This is a genomic window from Winogradskyella rapida, from assembly GCF_042675845.1.
Taxonomy (GTDB): domain Bacteria; phylum Bacteroidota; class Bacteroidia; order Flavobacteriales; family Flavobacteriaceae; genus Winogradskyella; species Winogradskyella rapida.
Window position 1 is genome coordinate 444,933 of sequence record NZ_JBHTKM010000017.1, and the last position, 20,363, is coordinate 465,295.

A 20,363-nucleotide genomic window follows, 5' to 3' on the forward strand; every position below is an offset into this window, starting at 1 on the left:
ATTTTTAATCGTGGTACATTACAAAGATGCTGTTTTGCTTAGGTTTTTAAGTCACGGTTTTCAGTGATATTAGAATCTCTACACTTTACAATTCGGCTTTACGGGCTTGGACCTTTTTAATAAGTAAATCGATAAATTTTAGTTTCTCTTCATATTCACGTTTAATTTCTTCTTGAGAGATCTCCATAATTTTTTCCGAATCAAAATCTACGGCTTCAACCTTTGCTTCAAAACTTCTGTTTTTTTCTACATCTTCAGATTTAAATAACACCACCGGCATGTCTTCTCCTTTTTCTAAGGCTTTTATGGAAATGGTTTTAGAGGCTCCAAATTGTGCCAATTCAAGGTCTCGAGATTCTTCAAATACCGTTTCAACAGCAAATTTAAAATTGGCCTCAGCAGGCGTACGATAAACAATTCCTTCTATAGGCTGCTGATTTATAAATTGTGACATTCCCGAAGGCTCTGGCTGTGAAAATTCAAAAGTTAATTGCTCATTTAAATTCCCTTTCCCCTTAAAAATATGCTTTGGAAAAATGGTATGATACATTTTGTTCCCTTCAATATTAGACCAACGTCCTTCTTCAGAATAAAGTGCTGTAGGATCTATAATAACCGTGTATTTTAGTTTTGATTTTTTTAAGTAAGGCTTAAAATTTTCATTGAGTAATGTAAACTGACTCTTGTAAAAAGAAATTAGTTTTAAGGCCATATCGGCTTCATCTTTATTGCTGATTTTATCAATATTCTCCATTAGTTCCAACACTGCCGAATACGCTTCAACCTCAATACTAGAATCCGTTAAAGAGGCTGAAGGCAATCCATTATAAGCTTTCATTTTTGTTGAAGGAATTCGTAATATTTTTTCTTGACCGTTAGTCTTTTCATCTGCATTATAAAAGACAGACTCGGGTAAAGCCTTACCTGAAGCTATAAATGTCTTTGAGGTATCCGCCACTAAAATTGGAGTGACTATGATAGGATCTTCGATAGTAATTTTAGTAGAGCTTGAAGTCAAGGCGAGGTCTATACCATTTTTTAGCACTCTAGGCTCATTTAACGTATAGGTCAACTCTAATTTTAAGACATGTTTTGGCAAAAAATAAGGGGTCTCTTCAGAAGTCGTTATCGTTTGCTCTTGTAATAAGCGGGTATAAGTTTTCTGACTGCATGATGATAAGGTAATGCATAAAAGAACGAAGACGTATAATTGATGTTTCATGGTAATTGGTTTTACTTAAATGATAATTTATTTCAGGTATATTTAGAGCTAGCGCTCCCCTAGCCTACTCTTTTTTAGAGCAAGCTGAATAGTATTTTATGTGTAAGATTTATGCGTTATGCGCTCCTTAAAGTTGAAGCTCTAGCTTGGATTACCAGGTTAAAATCGGCTCGTCTTTCCAGAAAACCATACGAAAGTCTTCGTAATGATTAGCGGTACCAATAGTGTGGTCATCTCTTACGCCTTGATTTAATTGTAATTTATGAAGCATACCAGATGCCGCACCAACCCATAAGGTTTTTTCGTCGTCAGAAATAGCAATGCCTGTAATTGTAGATCCTAAAAAGTGTCGCCAAATAGAATTTCCTTTAGTATCAACAGCTTTGATATAGCCAAAAGCGTCTCCTAAAATATAGTAGTCTGACGTTGAAACGCCACAATACACGCGCATTCCATCTTCAATAGTGATACAATCTTCACCGCCTTCATAAGCCGGAATATTAATGTTTTCAAAATCGGAAGTAGCCACGCCAATAGTGATCCCGTTATAAAAGTGACACGAATTGGTGATTAACTGTTTATCGTCTTTAGAGAACATACAGAAATCGGGATAAGCAGATTGGGTTCCTATTTCTGTAATTTCATGACCATCACGATCTAAAACTCTATGGTCATAAGCTTGGTCGCCCACCACAATATATGTATTGTCATTAGAAAGCGTTGCATTTTCCATATCTATATAAGGTTCCCACTCCTCGTCTTCAGGGTCGGGTAATGGGTGAATCATAGTTTCATCGGTGTTAGATATAATATAAATGCCGTCTGAAGATACCAATAGCACTTTAAGTCCGTCGTTAAAAGGAATTAATTCTGTAATTCCAATATCCTTGGCTTTATCAAGAGGAAAGGTTGCAATAATAGGGCCTTCCCAACCTTGTGTGGTACTAATGCTGTTATTTGCTGCAATGGCGAACACATTATTTTGTTTCGATTTTCCTACCGCAGCGATAGACGCATCAAGCTCTAAAATGTCCTTATTATTAAGGATGTAAGCCTGTCGTTGCTCATAGGCTGTACCGGATACGAATACAATTTTCTGCGCGTCTATAAATTGCAACTGCATAATACTTTGCCCTTTTTCTTTCATTAGCTCAACTAAAGGCGTGTGCGCAGGCGGAAAATCTGCTCTAAATTGCGTAACTGTATTATGCGCATTGGCCGCTTTTAACCCTTGAAAAACCACTTCTGCTAAATGCCCTCTATCATCCTTAGGTTCTTCGCCTTTCCAGTTTTCCCAACCTTTAGTTTCACCAAATTCAACCATGGCATTGACATCAGAAGCGTATTTACGGCCCTGTTGATTCCATTCGTCTTTAATCTGTTGTATATCTTTATTTGTTATTTCCATTGGTTATGATGTTGAAATAGTGAAACTAATGTGGCGTTATTTTAATAGTGGGCTTAGTGAAATAAGATGGCTGTTTTGTTGATAAGGCTAAATTTAGCAGCATCTAAAAGTGTAGCACAAACCAAGGTTTCTACCCAAAAATCACCTTTATCTTGTATTTTTTGATTGATTTCCGACAAATTAGAGATGATATCGTCTTCATTCAACTGAATATCTAAGTACTTGGTTAAGCTTTTTAATTCTCTCAACAAATCATAAGAAGATCCAATCATCGCCCCAGGAACAGGATGCTCGTCGTTATCAAAAAGAACCTCAGGTAATTCTACAGGAAGATAAAACCCTTCAGAATCAGAATGGGTTAAAAGATGACTAGACATGTACGAATAATGCTCTTCTAAAATAGGGTCTTGTCCAGGTTCGTCATCAATAGGAAATGGTGTTGGCGTCCAATCCCAGTTTTCATTATCTCTGTTGTCCCAAGCGTGCGCTGCAAAACGTCTTAAAAAATGCAAAAATACATAAGAAAATCCTCCTGAATGTAAAGGGGCTCGATCTAAAGTTTCTGGTTCTTGGTGTGGTTCTATATTATTTTTGGCTAAGATGCTATTGATATTTTCAAAAATCACTTTATAAGCCTGATAACCTTCTGGTTCGTTTTCTATAAAGTCTGCTAAAATGCCGCTCGTAATTGCTAATCCCATAATATTGCTTGTTTTATTTTACATGACAAAATTAGAGCTGAACGTGATGCTTTTTATCACTGAATCTAGTGATAATTATAAATCGTGAATATTTGCCTTAGACAATTAAGGCCCTAAAACGCACAAAAAAACACGCTAAAAAATAGCGTGTTTTTTAAATCAAACTAGTAAAACCCAGCATTAGAAACCCCTTATCTTTCTATGCCAATTAATCCCCGTTATTCCTTACATTTTAGACGTAATAAACGTTCCATTATTCTCTTCAGCCAAAGTTTGCATAAAATTTAAGTCTGCATCTTCCCCGAAAGCAATGGTATGAATAATAACATCATTTGTATTTCTTTTTTTAACTTCCTCTAATACCGTATTTGGATTGTCATTAGGCAAGCCATCACTCATTAAAACAATTTCCTGAACGTCTTCCGTAGCAATAGCCTGAAGCAAGCCTTGTAAGGTATCAGTCCCGCCTTGAGCCGTTAAGTTCTTTACAAATAAATTAGCTGATGTTCGCGCCATATTATCTGCAACCTTAAACGCATTAGCTTGTTTTGTAACTGAGTTATTAAACGCAAAAACTAAAAACTTTTTACCATCTGGCAAACCTTTAATTGCCGGTATTAAATTACGTTTAACAGCCCCTAACTTGGTAGCCTCTTTAGTCACTTGCTTCCCTAATATGCTCCCTATTTTTCCACCGATAGCTTTACTAACTTTGCTTCCTGCTGTATTTCCAACTTCTCTCATCACCTGATCTTCAACAGAACCTTCATCAATACCTTCCATACTTCCTGAAATATCAATAAGGTATAGCGTATTTAATTCTGAAGTTTTAATGTCATAAAATTCATCGGATGTTTTCACAGCATAACATGAATGTAATAACACACACAAGGTTATTAATGTGACAGCTTTGGTTATGGTTTTAAAATCGATCATCAATTAAATTTATTTTAGAGCGCAAATTTAACCCTATATCATATTATTATAGGCTTGTATAAGAATTTGACGGTAAGTATTTAGGAAATGCCTTACTTGAGAGAGAATTCAATTAGACCAAAGCATCGATATAGTCCAACAAACTTTTTTTTCGACTTTGAGACACAGGAATCGCATGGTTTCCATCTAAAACAACTTCTTCTCTACGCTTGTGATAAGATGAAATGTAATTTAAGTTAATAAGAAAACTCTGATGCACACGAAAGAAATGATCGTTCTTTAATTTTTCATCAAAAGACTTCAGTGGTTTAGAGACTAAAATTCGACTTTCATCTTTGAGTAAAAATGAGGTGTAGTTATTATCCGATTGGGCAAATAAAATATCCTTAAGCTCTACGATATGAATGGCTTCAGCAGTTTTTAAAACCAGTTTTTTTGAAGTCGTTTGTTCAGAAACATTATGCATTAACGCTTGTAGCTGACGTTGGTAATTAGTTTTAGATAAGGCTTTAAAAACTTTATCGATAGCTGTTATTAAGGCCGTTTCTTCATAAGGTTTCAACAGATAATCTATTGCGCTAAACTTAAACGCCTCTATGGCGAATTTAGAATAAGAGGTGGTAAAAATAATTTTAAAATCAATGGACTTAAACAAGGCGAGGAATTCAAAAGCATTGCCATCTTCTAGAAACACATCCAAAATTATAAAATCGGGCTGTTTTAATTGTATCGCACTAGCCGCCTCTACAATAGTTTTGGCATTTCCGATGATATTAATATTGTCATAAGCTTCTAAAATGGTTGAAGCATAAGCCAAAGCTTGCGGATCGTCCTCTACTATAAAACAAGAAATTTGTTGTTGCATAAGACCACAAAGATACTATATTTCAATGGTCTTAAAACTTAAAATCACCTTTGTTCCTTGCGTACCTGAGTTCACCGAAATAGTCCCTTTAAAACCCTTTGAGCTTCGATTAAGATTTTTTAGTTGCTCACGAATAATGGCCATACTCATGGATTTATGTAAGCGTCTGGCCTCATCCTCTTTTACCTCAAACCCTTTACCATTATCTGATATAGAGACATATAAAACATTCTCCTTTTTATAGTAAGCTATCACAATATGCCCTTCATGATCTGAGTTTAAACCGTGTAAAATCGCATTTTCAACAAAAGGTTGTGTTATTAATGTAGGCAGCAAATCAAAATCCTCGGTAACGGAGTCTGCAACTTCAATACTGTAAGTAAAGGCCTTATTGTAATTCAGTAATTGTAAATTAAGGTAAGACTCTAGAGCCATTTTATCATCTTCAACACTAATAAAATCCTCATCTGACTTTTCTAAAACAAGCCGAATTAATTTTGCATAACTCGTAAGATAGGTTTTAGATTTTTCTTTATCATTTTGCTGAATAAAATTTTGAATACTTTGCAAGGCATTAAATAGAAAATGAGGATTTAACTGTGTTTTTCTTAAGCGTTGCTGTAACAAAACTTTATCCAGCTGTTGCTTCATTTTGTAATTTTTAAACCCAAAATAGCCCAATACAGCAATCAGAACCGCAAATAATCCCAAGGCCAATAACAGATTATGTTGTTGCGCAATGGTAAGAGCTTGTAATTTGTTTTCTGTGTCCAATACGGTAATACGCTGCGCTTTTTTTTCAGATTCATATTTTTCTGTGAGTTCCGCTACCTTTTCCTTTTGATGGGCCTCTACAATAGAATCCTTTATCTCGTCTTTTAAATCGGCATAATACAAAGCCTTTTCATTCTGCTGTAAACCTTGATGCGACGCTTTTAAACTGTTATAGATATGAGGCTTTAAATTAATTTCCGCCCCCACAAGCGCACTATCTAAATATCGTATCGCCGTTGAAAATTCTTTTTTCTCTAAGTAAGCATAACCAATATTATTATAGGTTTTACTTAGCGTATTAATCTTGTTGGATGCTTTTTTTAAACGGAGCGCTTTTTCACCATAATAGATTGCCTTAGTATAATCCTTAGCCTCTGTAGAATAGTATAAGGACAAATTGGTATAAATGGTGGCTAACACTTTAGTCGCCTGAAGTTCTAAGGCCAATTCTTCGGCTTCAAATATGCGTTTTAGGTATTTTGAATATTCCTTCTTACTGTAATAAACACTCGATAAGTTCACCAATACTTGAAGCTTTATACCGGTATTAAAGTCACTTAACTCTAAGGCTCTTTCAAAATAAACCTGAGCATTTTTTAAATTTTTTAAGGTCGCATTTATGGTCCCAATATTAGAGTACGTACTCACTAATTTTTGAGGATTTTCCGTTTGCTCTAAAAGTTCTGCAGCTTGCATAAACAAACTTAAAGCAGCTTCAAAATTTTGTTTGTAATACTGAATCGTTCCTAAGTTATGTAACGCTAAACCTTTAAAACGGTTAGCCAAAGGAGCTGCCATCATTTTCTGAAGAAGCGCTTCCGATTTTGAAAAGTCGTTCTTTAATATATACAGTCCACTTTTTTGTAAACGCCCTTGAGCTAATAAGGTGTCGTTTTCTAGAGTCGTTGCAATTTTCAAAGCCTTATCGACGTACAGAAAGGAACTGTCAATTTGCGTTTGTGCCAACGTTTTAGAGCGCTCTAAAAGCTTAGCGATATCTTTAGGATTGTTTTGTGCGTACACATGAGACTTACCACATAGGACTACAAACCATAGCAGGAAAAAATACCTCATCCTATCTAAAACCATTCTTTATGTATAAAGTGAATATTATCTTCTTTGAATTCCCCCTGTTCCATAACTTAATTAATCTATAAAATACGATACCCGTGAACTTGGGATTTCAATTTTCATCAAGTACACCTGCAAAGAAAAGCCAAGCCTCATTTCAGGGATAAAAAAGGTCTTACAACCACTCCGCTTCAATCCCCATCTGTTCAAACTCCTTATAAGCTTCATCGGTAGCATAACACAAAGTTACTTTTTTTAAGTTAGGAAATTGCTTGGCATCTATAGCGGTTTTAATATCCCAATACTCTACATCGCCACCTGAGAACGGGCATAAATTCATATAAATATCGTTGCCGCCATCTTGGTAAAAATCGGTGATTTCAGAAGCTAAGCGTTTTGGTATAGGTAGGTCTTTAAAATATTGCGTGACTTCAGCTATTGGTTCGTAGCCTTCTTCATCAATATCAATGTCTCGAGCTTTATACCAATCTGCAAATTCATATAAATCAAATACAGGTTTCATAAGCCCTTTCATATACATCAGCTCTTCAATTATAGATAATTTAAATCCAAAATCTACAAACGTCAGGACTTCTTCATCTAACGGTTTTATGTTGTATTTATCTTTAGGAATGTCCGCTCCACGTACGTAAGGCGTGTAGTCACTAATTTCAATAGCCTCAATTTTTTCGCTTCTTACAGAAAACCAAGCACTAATGTCATTGACCACCAATGCACCACTTCTATCTCCTTTAAATAATTTAACGTGCTGCTGTTTATGCGACTTATAGTACCGTACAATATCTTGATTGTTAAAATAAAATATACCTCCGAAAGTTTGCTTCGGACTAAATTCATAATCCTCTAATTCTAAAGCTACAGTGATCGAATATGCCATTTCTCCATCTTTAGAATAGGCTAATAGTCCTAAATCATCCCAAGTGAAAACGGTTGTCTTTTTTCCTTCTGTAGTTCTGTAATTTTCATTCAAACACGTTTTTAACTGTGTTAACGAGACTGGAAAAGTGATGGTTTCTGAATTTATTTGGAATCCTTTAGACGATAAATGTAATGCAATCATAATTTCGGTTTTATACGTTTTCAAAAGTAAGTCCCTTCCAGAAATAACTGATGCCTGTATTCCGTGATTTTTTCTTCGGAAGTAGTCCTCATAAATTAATATCACTGTTATCAGGGATAAAAATCAAGACCTCGCCCACTAACTTTGTAAAAAACCTTTTTTTATGGAAGATAACACCAAAACGGCTGCGTTTTTAGAATCTTTAAAACGCAACAACGATAAAATAAGAGACGACCGCGCTCACGCTATTGCGGAAGATGCACAATTGATGTACAAACGTGAAACGGAAGATTTAGCCTTGGCTTTAAAACGTTTAAAACGCGAACAAGAAAATATGCTTGATATGAGCCCTACAGATGCCAACAGTTTGGTTTTAGCCTCTGATTTTGATGCGAAAGACTATGTGGCTAAAGACTTAGACATGTCGGTTAAAATAAGAAATTTAGAAATTAAATTAGAACTCGCCAAAAAGCGTTATGCGCATTTATTTGGTGGCACAATAAACGAATTATAATTATGGGAGGAGGAAGATTTAGTCACGATGCGTATGCAAAATTACGTCGCTCTAAAGGCTACAGCAATAAATCTAGAGAAGAGATATTTACATCGAGAGCAATAGATTCTGAAATGGATCCGTCGGAGATCATTTTTAGAGAATCTAGAGATTCTGAAGAACATCCAGAAACGGTATCTATAATTGTAGCTTTAGATGTGACCGGTAGTATGGGATTTGTGCCGGAGCATATTGTTAAGGAAGCTTTACCCGATTTAATTGGCTCTTTAATGGAAGCTGGAATCGAAGACCCGCAAGTCTTGTTTTTAGGGATTGGCGATTTTGTATACGATAGAGCGCCTTTACAAGTCGGACAATTTGAATCGTCTGCCGAATTACTAGACCGTTGGTTAACCCGCGTTTACCTGGAAGGTGGCGGTGGCGGAAACAATCAAGAAGGGTATAACTTAGCCCATTTATTTGCAGCGAGACATACAGCGATTGATTGTTGGGAAAAGCGACAACAAAAAGGCTTTTTATTGACCATTGGTGATGAACCTGTGTTTCCTACCATTCCTGCAGAAATCATTAAACGTTATACTAGCGTCGATGAAGCGGCAACCATCACTACGGAAGCGATTATTGAAGAAGCACAAGAAAAATACAATGTCTTTCATATGCATTTAGAGCATAACGATTGGTCTAAACAAGAACGTCGTAAAGGAAACTGGAAAGCGCTTTTAGGAGATAACTTCCTTGAAATTGCAGATTATAAAACCGTTGCCAAACGCATTGCAGACGTGGTGATTCAAAACCACAAACCTAGTGCAACAACATCTACCAATACTTCTAATGGAAGCACTTCTATAGATGTAGAAAATATGTTATAAATGCCAAAATGTAGTTTAGTTATAGATTTAGGATTTGGTGATGCTGGAAAAGGATTAACCACCGATTTTCTAGCATCGCAACATCCTGAACAGAGTCTTGTAGTTAGGTTTTCTGGAGGCCATCAAATTGGGCATACGGTTAGTACGGAAGCACGAACCCATACCTTTAGTAATTTTGGTTCAGGGACGTTTTTAGGTGTGCCCACGTATTACTCAGAACACACCACGCTGTTTCCTCCAGCTATTTTAAATGAAGGGGAATTTTTAAAAGCATATCAGCCAAAATTGTATTGTCATCCTTTAGCGATGATTACCACGATTTATGATATTGCTTATAATCGCGCTTTAGAAAAGCAACAGCATCACGGTTCTTGTGGCTTAGGTTTTGGAACGACCATTGCGAGAAACAAAGCCGAAATTTTCTTTTACGCCAATGATTTACAGTTTGAATGGGTGGTAAAACAACGTTTAAAAAGTATTAAAAACTACTACGACACCTGTTTAGAAAGTCAACCAAAAGCAGTACAAGTGTATTACAACAACGAACTCGAAGATTATAACGAAGACTATTTTATAGACAGTTGTTCCGCCATTCAGAAATTCTACAGCATCGCTTTATTATCTGATTTAGAACATAAATTCGAACATTTCATTTTTGAAGGCAGTCAAGGTATTTTGCTCGATACCCAACACGGTTTTCATCCGCATACGACGTGGAGTTACACCACTTCTAAAAATGCCATTCAGCTTATCAAATCACATTTAAAAACGATTTCAGAAATTAATATTTACTATGTGACGCGCTGTTACCAAACGCGTCACGGCAACGGCCCAATGACAAAAACTGAAGCTGTAATTCTTCAAAATAATGAAAATGAGGCGAATGTCACTAACGAGTTTCAAGGTGTATTTAGAACACAAGCTTTAGATGCCGAATTATTGAATTATGCCTTAACTTGCGATGCCATTCATCATCAAGATTTGGACTGTAAAAAACACCTTATCATAAGCTGTTTGGACCAATTGCCTCGTTTTTCTTATGCTAATTTGCTTCAAAAATTAGATTTTAAATTCAACACGGTATATGGAAGTTATGGCCCTCGACGAGAATGTATTCAGAAGCTTTTAGACTAAGGGTTTAAAGAACTCAACACAACGTTAAATCATTACAGAAAAAAAACACTAAAATTTATTATGACCAAAACAGACAACGACTCTGGGATTGAATTAAGTTCCAAAGCAAAATATAAACCCTTAGTTTTTGCATTATTTATGATAGGGCTTTGCCTAATTTCCCTACAAGATATATCTATAGAATCAGTGATTCCTTTAGTCGGTGCTATCGTATTTTTTGGTCTCTATGCCTTTAATAAAAAGCTTAAAGTTTTCAATTTTTTGGAAACCCATTTTGTGTTTCAACCAGGAGTTATAGGTAAAACAACGGTGCCTTATAGCGCACTTAAATCTTTTGCTGTTGAAAAAAAAGTCATCGTGATTACGTATGAGAATTCAGACGGAAAAGAAAAGAAAATTAAATGTCTTGTTAGTCAGATTGAATCTAAGCAATTTCCCATATTAGAGAGCACATTGAAAAGTAAAATTAGCGACTAAAGAAGTCGCTAATTTTATAAAATCACTAGTTTCAGTGATAAAAACTACGAGGTTCCAAAGTATCTTAGCATTCTAAATTTACACGCGTAAAATGACTAATTATACCGCATATTCAGACGAGTTTAAAGATTTAAAATGGACAGATTTCAATTTTGAAACCATTCAAATCGATACCTTCCCCGTACTTGACAATCCAAAGCATCACACTAACTCTTTTACATTTAGAGATACCCTTTTAGACGCTGTAGAAAAAGCATCTGGAAAGCCGCTATTACAGCTCATTCTTATTACACCAGATTATGAAATCATCCATAAATTCTATGCTGTTGGGTATTTAGAGGACAAAACGGTTTTTACTGTTGATATAGAAAACACTGCCGAATTCAATGCTTGGTTTACCGTTATTCACGATGAACATCACAAAAGTGCTACAGTGTATAATTTTAGTGCGAATGGTTTTAGTTCGCAACCCATTTCAAACTTAAAAGACATTCCGTTTTTAGAACACACGGGCGCTTTTATAAATAATTTTATTCCGAATGCCTTTATAGCAGAACAATTGGCCAAAGAGAAATCAGACTTTCTAGCACCACATATTCAACTTGATGCGGAAATAGATATGAAAGCCTTGGTTGCCTCTTTTATCGGTTTAATTTCAGAAAAAAGATTAACGCTTCATCCGCCTACAAATAACGAGGCGATTTATGAAACATTTGAAAAAGAAGCCGGCTATCCGTTTCCCCAAATCATTAAAAATTATTTAAGCTTTCATAACGGTATAGACCGTTGTGCGATTATGGGCGCAGAAGCCATTTATAATGAATGGAAACAGTGGAAAGACATTTACGATGATTGGACGCAAGAAGACTTGTTGGATACCTACTCTACCAACCAAGGGAAAGCCCTATTAATGTATACCACACCGTATTGGATTCCGTTTTTCGATTTAGAAAACGGGAATTTTCTAGCCTTCGATTTTGCGCCAAATACTAAAGGTAAAGCCGGACAAATTATTCGTTTTGGTGCCGATCAAGAAATTGGATATATCGAAGCCGACGACCTTGTTTCATTTTTTGAAAATTTAAGAAAACCAGATAGCGAAATTGAAGACAACGAATGGTTTTATATCGCTCAATAACCTTCGTATAAACCTATAAATTTAGAATACCACCCAGCATATGTCTGCCATTTTTAAAACACATATCATCCCAAATCTAAAGCTCGATACTTTAGAAACTTCAGAAACAAAAGCCCTACTTCAGGTTTTAGAAATTTTGGAAGCCACAGATACGGATGTTTATAAAAACATACAAAATAACAGTGATTTCAGCGGAATTACTGCCGATTTCACAACGCAAGTTACGCAACAAATTTACTTTCATCCTAAACGTTATACCGACACCGCAGAAGGTATTGCTTTTGTAACGGCTTGGTTGCCTTTATTAAATGAAGGAATTTATCCAGATGAAAAAAGCACAAAAAAACTAGTCGAATTTCTGACTTTTAATCTGGGGTGTTTTCAGTCGGAAGCCTTTTCCGAAACCACTGCACAGCCACTTTTTCAAGCGATAAAGATTTTAGTTGAAAGTCCATCGGAAGCCGCATTGCCTATCACTCAGTTTTTAATACAACGTATTTTTGACATTCGTGATGTGTTGAGTTCTGAGTATCTCATTCAGAATTGTTTAAAGCACAATTTACTTTCCGGAACTTATGCCGTAAAGCAAGACGACGAGACCATAAGCACGTTTCCTTTCACCATAGATTCCAATTTCATTAATTACTTTTTTGAAGGGAATTGGGAACTGTTTATTCATAAATTCCATCAATTATTACCAGTTGGTCGTGTGTATGAGAAATCAGCATACGATATTATGACACCTTGGTTCAGTAACGATTTGGCCGCTTTTTACGAAGCCAACCCAAACAGTACTTTGACTGCAATTGAAACTTTAAAAGAACGTTTAATTTGGGCAGATGCTGAAAGTGACGCTCTGTTACACTTAACAACTTCTGAAGGCAACTACCCGTTAATGCAGACATTGGCGAACAAAAAGTGGGATTCGGGAGATGTGTTATTATTCAATACGCGAGACACAAGCCTTCCGAAGGAACAACAAGATGCAGGTTATATTAATTTTTTAGACTGGTTAATTGCCGATGGTGGCGCTAATTTAAATTCCGAAGCTTTTAAAGATTACGGTATTAAAATTTTAAGCGAAAATACCGCTAACAATTTACCTATAGAATGTATTCCGTTTTGGTTTCAAATAGCACATCCGCAAACGGGATTTAAAAATCATTATGAAACCTTCAATGCTCTTTTTTCTAAATTATTTTTAGAAGATGACAGTTTCGGTTTACTACCCACAATGCGATTGAAAGGTGAAGATGTTCAGGTTACAGGAGCATTTGTAATTCGCACCATTGCACAATCGCATTCAAACGTATTGCTTTGGTTTGAACGTTTACAAAATGATGGTCTAAAAAACCCTTTAAATCAGTTTTTAATTAGAGCCTTTTGCGATGCTGGCGAAGCTTTATTAGAATTATTTACTGCGAAAGAGCAAGAACATTTACAACGTTTATTATTAAACTTAGCTTACGCTACACGTGATGCGAGCGCTATTGTTAAAGCAAAAAACATTCCATTTATTGCAGAAACTTTAGGGTTCTTATGTATAGAATCAGGAAACTTTACGCGCGTTAACGAAATTTGGGCACTTAAAGATTTAGATGCTAGTGCGACTGATGTTTGTAACCAATTTGCGCGCAAGCATTACATCAACGAAAATCGTCCGCTAACCTTAAATACTATTCAAGCCTTGTTTAATTATTTAGGCGATTATTATTACAGCTTAACAAAAGAAGCCGTTTGGGTTCCTGAAGCCTTAACCACGCAAGGTACACGCATAGCACAGTACTTTAACGGTCATAATGAAGATGTTGGTTTCTTTATACACCGCTTGATAGACCGTGTACTTAGTTTTCATAAACGTTGTAAAAGTAAGGAAACATCTAATCCTATTTTTAAATCTATTTCCGCAGATATTGAAGTCTTTTTAACTGATTTTCTAGGCAAATTAAATAACGAAAAACTTCACCTGAACACCATCACAAAACTATACGAATACAGTAATAGCGACGATTCTCGTTTCAGTAGTAATGATGCTTTATACGACCAAATAGAAAGTTATAGTCAGTTTGTTTTAGAAACCGAAACAACCGAATCTGAAGAAGCCACAGAACAAGACGCTGAGGACACTCAAGAATCAGAATCCGCAGAGGAATCTATAAATACTGTTCCGACTTCAAAAATTGATATAAATGCTATTGAAGTGAATCAGCATTATGTGGAGGCGCTACTTACCAATTTAGAAACTTATAAATCGGCAGGTTGCGAAACCGAATTGTTAGACTATTTCAACACGCATATCGAAGATTTAAAAACATGGTTAACAAATGACAAAACTGGTTTAGAAATGCGATTTGGTCAAACGCTATATATGACTTTATTAGATACCGATTTAGCACCCGGAACCGCATTAGAAACATACGGTAACCTTAGCAAAACCATTTTTGTACACTTGGTAAAAGGGAGCAATTTAGCGACCTCTTATGCTATGGGATTAAAGACGATTGCAAAATCTGGAGCGTATTCAGACCCACTAACCAACGCATTATTGCAAGTGGCGGACCAATTAAATGCTTAACATAATGACACAAGATATCACACCCGAAATTCAAGACCAATTAAATTTATCGGCCTTGATTTTAAAGAAAAACCATAAGCAAGCCAACTTAAGCAGTTGGTCTGGCTTTAACCTAGACGATAAAATGCACGTGAAGCAAGCCGAAAGATTATTAACCATTTTAGGTATAAAATCAGGCTTACATTTGCGCAATAGTTTAATGCGTTACGAAAGCGGATTAATGGTTTCTCAAGCTTTTGAAAAATTAGCTTCTGAATTTAGAAGAGATACCACAAAAACGTTTGAAGCCAAATACCAATCGTTAAATAACCCGCAAACACAAAACACCTATAAAATGGTGTGGAAATATCGTTTTAGTTTAAAAAAACAAAAACTAATTGGGTACGAAATGGCGATGTCTATTTTTCAAATGCGCTTAGGATTGGTCTTAGGTTTTATCACTACCGAAGAAATAATTTTACGCTTAGAAGAAGTTAATGCCACCGTAAAATCTACATTTTCAAGTTGGGGAGAATTTCATAGAAATGTATGTATAGGAGATGAATTCATTTTAGGCGCTACAGAACAAGACGTGAGTGCATTTCCTAATATGACCACCTTATGGGACCACTATCAACGCTTACATATTGAACACGCCGATTGGTTTAAAAACTGGAACAAATGATTATATCATCAAACGACATTCTCAGCTACATAGAACGCGCAGAAGCGCATTATAAAAATAATCAGTACCAAGCCTTAAAGTCGGTAATTGATGATATTCAAGAATATGTAACGTTACTAAGTGAACCCGAAGATTTTGCAAGATACTACCGCATTTATATGCTGTATTTAGGCGTTTACGAAGAAATGAATATGCCTGTCTTAAAGTCGTATTTAAAAGGTTTAATCGATTATGGACAAGTACAAGCATCAGATTTTGAATACGTCTGTAGCTTTTACGAAGAGTGTGAACAAAGTGTCTACGAGGATGCTTTAGTTCGCTATCCCTACAACGATACCATACTATTGCATTATGCTTTTAAATTGCAAAATGATAAACGCTACCAAGACGCCATTTTGGTTTTAAAGTATCTTTTAGAGTGCTATCCAGCCTTAACAGAAGCTCGTTTTTTACTTTGGGATATCCAATCTGCGCAGTTAGAACATATCTGTGATTCTGATGAAGAAGCAGATTGTAACGAATTGCTAGATTTAGCTTCGGCAACGCATAATAAATCCGTTTTAAAAGGTTTACAACTTGATGAGCGTTTAGATTTACCTAGCCAAACCTTAGCCAATATGCACGTGGCCATGTGGGAAAACAAATCTATAGACAACAAAGCCTTGTGGAATTCTGAATGGAAACATTTAGAGATTACGGATAGAACCCGAATGTTGTTGGTAGATTATTTTCAATCGTTTATGAGGTACGATATGGTGGCTCAAATTATAAAAGACCCAGGAGAGCCACAATTACCAGAAGAAGACTATAGCAATTTTGAAGAGTTTAAAATCTATATGCAAGATTTTGCAAACTCGGGATGGCAACTGGCGCAACATTATTACTTACGCTATGGCGATTCTGCTTACTATCATACCAAAGACAGAAATGTTTTAAATCAATGTGTACAACAGGGGTTAACTTTAAATCCTAAAAACCCGAATCTATTCGTTTTAAAAGCACGTGCCTTTTTCTTTGTTAAAAATTACCAACAAACCGGAGAAGCCTATCACGAAGCCTTTAGAAACGGCCTTAGAATGAGTGAGTATCTATTTTATTTACTAGAAGTGAATAGCCGTATAGAAAGCTGGCAAGGGATTTTAGATATTGTTGAACAATTTCATAGAAGACAGCCTGCAACGCTTAAAACCTTATTTTTTAAAGCACGTGCTTTGGTGAAATTTTCCCGATTTGATGAAGCACTCGTTGTTTTGAATGAGGCCCTAGAAGATTTTCCGTTACCATCACACTCGTACGCGCCTTGGTTGTATAACTTAAGGATGGTTGTTCATATGAATAACCAAAACTACACCGCATTTTTTGAAGATATGCAATCTGAAATCAATTATTATAAGATTGGCGATCCAGATTACTGCAGTACAATGAATTTATGTGTGGAAGCGCTTTTAGAAATGAACGATTATAAAGAATGCCATAAATACGCCATTTATAATCACGAACAAGGACAATTAGCACCAGAATTGTATCCTGTTTTTAAGTGGATTTGTTATTATGATTACCTACCAAAACCAGATGATTTAGCTCCGGCCTCTGAAGATGATTTGGTTAAAAATCCAACTACGTTTATCGAGTTTAGAAATAATGGACTAATCCACTGGATTTTAAATAATTTTGATGCCGCCATCGGGAATCTTAGTCAAGCTGCACATATGGCCGAAAACAAAGCCTTTTATCTAAAAATGGTAGCGAGTTGTGCTGAAGATAGTTTTAATAATGCTGAAGCTTTATCAGCTTACAAAACCGCAAAAGATCAAGCCCCAGAAGCGAGTGATTACAAAACGTTTTTTAAGTTATATAATTTTTACAATGAAGAAAACGAACCGAAAAAAGCCTTAGAAACACTGCAACATTCCATACAAAGTTATCCCGATTACACCTTTTTTGATTTCCCGAGGGACGAATTTAATATGATGTTGAGAAGCCGTAAATTACTCGCTCAACAATTAGAAGATGTAGACGGATTTACCAAATACAGTGCTATGTTCTTAAGTAAGGACCAACCCTCGGTTCAGGCCTTGTATGACCATTTAACACATATAAAAACCCATTTTGCATCAGATGATTTTTTACTTCATAATATATTAGAAGAGCTTTCTCAACGTGATGAGGACTTTGAGGAAGCAGATTCAGAAATGTTAAAAGCCGTGAAAACTAAGATAAGAGCCAACTATTTCGCTTAAAGAGATTAAGTTTGCTTATTCATATGAATTTCTTTACAAAATATACAAGTCTATTCCTGTTCGTTTTCTGCGGATTGTGCGGCGGCATGCAAGCGCAAGACCAACAGAACACCGATTTAATAGATTCCCTTTCTACGGTTTATAGCCAAAATGTTTACAACAATCCACGGGTTGCTAAAACAGCAGCCTTGCAATGGTTGGAACAGAGTAAAGCTTTAGAACTGGACCTACAAGTGGCTAGCGCCTTGTATGCATTAGGAAATTTAGGAAATATTTCAGGCGATTATCAAAGTACCCTAAGGTATACAAACGAAGCCATCACCCTACTGAAGTCCATCCATGTAGAAAATGGACTTGCCGCCTGTTATAATATTTTAGCTTCGGGTTATAAAAATCTAGGACGCTATCCTGAAGCGATGGATAGTTTTATTCAGTGTTTAAATTATGCTGAAAAAACAGAGGATAAGTCGCAAGAAGCCAATGCTTATCAAAATATTGCCACGCTTTATTTACTGCAAAAAGATTATAAAAAATCAGCCGAAAATTTAGACCGAGCTGCTAATCTTTACAGGGAAATTGGTGATGATGATGGCGTATTAACCACCCTTTTTAATTATGCCAATATTTTAAAGGAAGAAGGGAAATATAAGCAAGCCAGAAAACATTATAAAACGGTTTTAAAATACAGGGAAAAGGAAGGCAATAAAGCGGTTATGGCCTACGTCAACATTAACCTTGCCCAAATGTTAGTACAAGAGGAGCGTTGTGAAGAAGCTGTGGTTGCCTTAAGAAAGACATTAAACCTTTTAGAAGCGCTTCATTTTAACTCCGATCTTGTTATCGTTTTAAACGATTTAGGTTTGTGCGAAAGTAAACTGGGACATCGAAGAGCAGCGATTTCTGCTTTTGAAAGAGCCTTAAAAATTGGTGAAGATCAAGCTTTATTACCTTATAATTCTGAAATTTATAAAAACCTGGCCCTGCTTTATGAAGCGGAAGGCAATTATAAAAATGCTTTAAAATTTTATCAAAAAGGAGTTTTGAGTCGTGAAAAACAAAATTCTTTAGATAAAGAAAAATACGTTGCCAACATCCAAGAAGGATATGAAACGCAGTTAAAAGAAACCCGAATTAAGCTTTTAGAAAAAGAGCAAAAATTAAGTGATACCGAATTACAAAAAGCAGAGCTCACCGTAAAACGTCAGCGCTTAATTAGAAATGCGCTTATTGCTGGATTTATATTGGTCTTAACCATTTTAGTCATCCTTAGATTATCGTATGTGAAGCGCTTACGCATCCAAAAGGAATTGAGTTTGCAACAAGAAAAAAATGCCAAACAGAAAATTTCTGAGATGTTGAAAGATCACAAATTATCCGTGATTGAGCGTTACCAAGAAGGGCAAGACGAAGAACGTTCACGGTTAGCGCGAGAAATCCACGATGGTATTGGTAGTGATTTGGCAAGTATAAAAATTGCGTTTGAACATTATACCGAAAACCACAAAGATGATCCACAGACCAAACGTATTGCCAAGGCTATAAGCAATGCATGCCTTGATGTACGCAGTCTATCGCACCAACTGCATCCCCTACCCTTTTCTAAAATGGGCTTTACCAGTTTTTTAAGTGATTTTCTTAATCAGGTAGGAAAAAAATCAGACATAAAGATTCAAACCTTTTTCTTTCCAGAAGAAGAGATCGATCAATTAAGCGATGAGATTTTAGCCGATGCTTACCGCATTGTGCAAGAATTGATTAATAACACTCTAAAACATGCCGAAGCTAGCCATGTAGATGTGCAACTCACACGACATAAAGACCATTTAAATATTGTGATTAATGATGATGGTAAAGGCTTTCAAAATCATAAAAAAAATCAAGGGATAGGACTCCGAAATATCAAAGAACGTTTACAAAAAGTAAAAGGGACTTTAGACATTGATAGTCGTCCAGGTCATGGCACCTCAATTACCATAGACATCCCCATAAACTAATACATTGTGAAGAAAATAAATATAATTATCGCAGACGACCATTTGATGTTTCTTGAAGGTATTAATACCATCTTAAGTGACATGGAAGAAATTGGTGAGGTTCACCTGGCCACTGAAGGGAAACAGGTGGTGCGCTTATTAAAACAATTTGAAATCGGTTTAATAATCAGTGATATCAGCATGCCTAAAATGGATGGCATAGAGCTACTCACGGAAATCAAAAAGAAACATAGTCACGTAAAAATCATTATGCTGAGTATGTTAGACAATCACAGAACCGTCCATAAAGTGATACAAAAAGGCGCTGATGGATTTGTCCCAAAATTTACGAGCAAGGAAGAGTTGCAAAAGGCCGTACGAACCGTTTTAGATGATGAACAGTATTTTTCTGAATTGATTAAACAACGCTATATGGAAAGTGTGTTTGAACGAAAAAAATATAAAAACATTGAATTATCGCCTCGTGAAAAGGAAGTTTTAAAACTTTTAGGCGACGAGTTGACATCAAAAGAAATATCAGAAAAGTTATTTATTTCAGTAAACACCGTTGAAACCCATAGGAAAAACATCCTCTTAAAAACGGGATCTAAAACCACCACGGGTGCAGTAAAATATGCTATAGAATCGGGCTTATTTGACTAATAAAAAAAAGAGACTTTAAAATATTTAAGGTCTCTTTTTTTAATTTACAGATTAAGGA

General features: G+C 35.8%; 17 protein-coding genes. 10 read left to right on the forward strand and 7 right to left on the reverse strand.

Translation table 11 applies throughout. From position 1 onward, the window contains the following. Window positions 1–85: 85 nt before the first annotated feature. The 7 genes from ACFQ13_RS05750 to ACFQ13_RS05780 all read right to left on the reverse strand — a co-directional run bounded on the left by ACFQ13_RS05750 (window position 86) and on the right by ACFQ13_RS05780 (window position 8,058). A complete protein-coding gene (locus ACFQ13_RS05750; RefSeq protein WP_386115053.1) occupies window positions 86–1,222 on the reverse strand; it encodes a hypothetical protein in 1,137 nt (378 codons plus the stop codon). A 151-nt stretch (window positions 1,223–1,373) separates the two neighbouring features. Beyond that, entirely contained in the window at window positions 1,374–2,630 is a 1,257-nt protein-coding gene (locus ACFQ13_RS05755; protein ID WP_386115056.1) for a hypothetical protein, read from the reverse strand. 53 nt (window positions 2,631–2,683) lie between these two features. Next, a complete protein-coding gene (locus tag ACFQ13_RS05760; protein ID WP_386115059.1) occupies window positions 2,684–3,331 on the reverse strand; it encodes a hypothetical protein in 648 nt (215 codons plus the stop codon). Between the two features lie 225 nt (window positions 3,332–3,556). Next, window positions 3,557–4,192, reverse strand: coding sequence for a hypothetical protein (locus ACFQ13_RS05765; RefSeq protein ID WP_386115061.1), 636 nt, complete (start codon window positions 4,190–4,192; stop codon window positions 3,557–3,559). Window positions 4,193–4,379: 187 nt separating this feature from the next. Next, window positions 4,380–5,132 (reverse strand): LytR/AlgR family response regulator transcription factor, encoded by a 753-nt coding sequence (locus tag ACFQ13_RS05770; RefSeq protein ID WP_386115063.1) that lies wholly within the window; start codon window positions 5,130–5,132, stop codon window positions 4,380–4,382. A 15-nt stretch (window positions 5,133–5,147) separates the two neighbouring features. Continuing rightward, a complete protein-coding gene (locus ACFQ13_RS05775; protein WP_386115065.1) occupies window positions 5,148–6,980 on the reverse strand; it encodes a tetratricopeptide repeat-containing sensor histidine kinase in 1,833 nt (610 codons plus the stop codon). A 172-nt stretch (window positions 6,981–7,152) separates the two neighbouring features. Continuing rightward, window positions 7,153–8,058 carry a DUF6892 domain-containing protein gene (locus ACFQ13_RS05780; protein WP_386115067.1) on the reverse strand — a complete coding sequence of 302 codons (906 nt, stop codon included), beginning with the start codon at window positions 8,056–8,058 and terminating at the stop codon, window positions 7,153–7,155. Between the two features lie 163 nt (window positions 8,059–8,221). Between ACFQ13_RS05780 and ACFQ13_RS05785 the strand changes: the two genes are divergently transcribed. From ACFQ13_RS05785 to ACFQ13_RS05830, 10 genes are all read left to right on the forward strand, one after another. Further along, on the forward strand, window positions 8,222–8,572 hold the full coding sequence (locus ACFQ13_RS05785) for a hypothetical protein (protein ID WP_386115070.1): 351 nt from the start codon (window positions 8,222–8,224) through the stop codon (window positions 8,570–8,572). 2 nt (window positions 8,573–8,574) lie between these two features. Beyond that, window positions 8,575–9,441 carry a hypothetical protein gene (locus tag ACFQ13_RS05790; RefSeq protein ID WP_386115072.1) on the forward strand — a complete coding sequence of 289 codons (867 nt, stop codon included), beginning with the start codon at window positions 8,575–8,577 and terminating at the stop codon, window positions 9,439–9,441. Continuing rightward, window positions 9,442–10,575, forward strand: coding sequence for an adenylosuccinate synthetase (locus tag ACFQ13_RS05795; RefSeq protein ID WP_386115074.1), 1,134 nt, complete (start codon window positions 9,442–9,444; stop codon window positions 10,573–10,575). 60 nt (window positions 10,576–10,635) lie between these two features. After that, window positions 10,636–11,052: a hypothetical protein gene (locus tag ACFQ13_RS05800; protein ID WP_386115075.1), complete on the forward strand. Its 417-nt coding sequence runs from the start codon at window positions 10,636–10,638 to the stop codon at window positions 11,050–11,052. 91 nt (window positions 11,053–11,143) lie between these two features. Beyond that, window positions 11,144–12,190 carry an SMI1/KNR4 family protein gene (locus ACFQ13_RS05805; protein WP_386115077.1) on the forward strand — a complete coding sequence of 349 codons (1,047 nt, stop codon included), beginning with the start codon at window positions 11,144–11,146 and terminating at the stop codon, window positions 12,188–12,190. A gap of 40 nt (window positions 12,191–12,230) precedes the next feature. Beyond that, on the forward strand, window positions 12,231–14,765 hold the full coding sequence (locus tag ACFQ13_RS05810) for a hypothetical protein (protein WP_386115079.1): 2,535 nt from the start codon (window positions 12,231–12,233) through the stop codon (window positions 14,763–14,765). 4 nt (window positions 14,766–14,769) lie between these two features. Beyond that, entirely contained in the window at window positions 14,770–15,429 is a 660-nt protein-coding gene (locus ACFQ13_RS05815) for a DUF1266 domain-containing protein (RefSeq protein ID WP_386115081.1), read from the forward strand. Continuing rightward, window positions 15,426–17,669, forward strand: a complete 2,244-nt coding sequence (locus ACFQ13_RS05820) for a tetratricopeptide repeat protein (RefSeq protein WP_386115082.1) — start codon at window positions 15,426–15,428, stop codon at window positions 17,667–17,669. The genes ACFQ13_RS05815 and ACFQ13_RS05820 overlap by 4 nt, the downstream gene beginning before the upstream one ends. Before the next feature lie 23 nt (window positions 17,670–17,692). Continuing rightward, window positions 17,693–19,663: a tetratricopeptide repeat-containing sensor histidine kinase gene (locus tag ACFQ13_RS05825; protein WP_386115084.1), complete on the forward strand. Its 1,971-nt coding sequence runs from the start codon at window positions 17,693–17,695 to the stop codon at window positions 19,661–19,663. 6 nt (window positions 19,664–19,669) lie between these two features. Next, complete coding sequence (locus tag ACFQ13_RS05830) at window positions 19,670–20,305, forward strand: response regulator transcription factor (RefSeq protein ID WP_114309102.1); 636 nt, start codon at window positions 19,670–19,672, stop codon at window positions 20,303–20,305. Window positions 20,306–20,363: the final 58 nt, after the last annotated feature.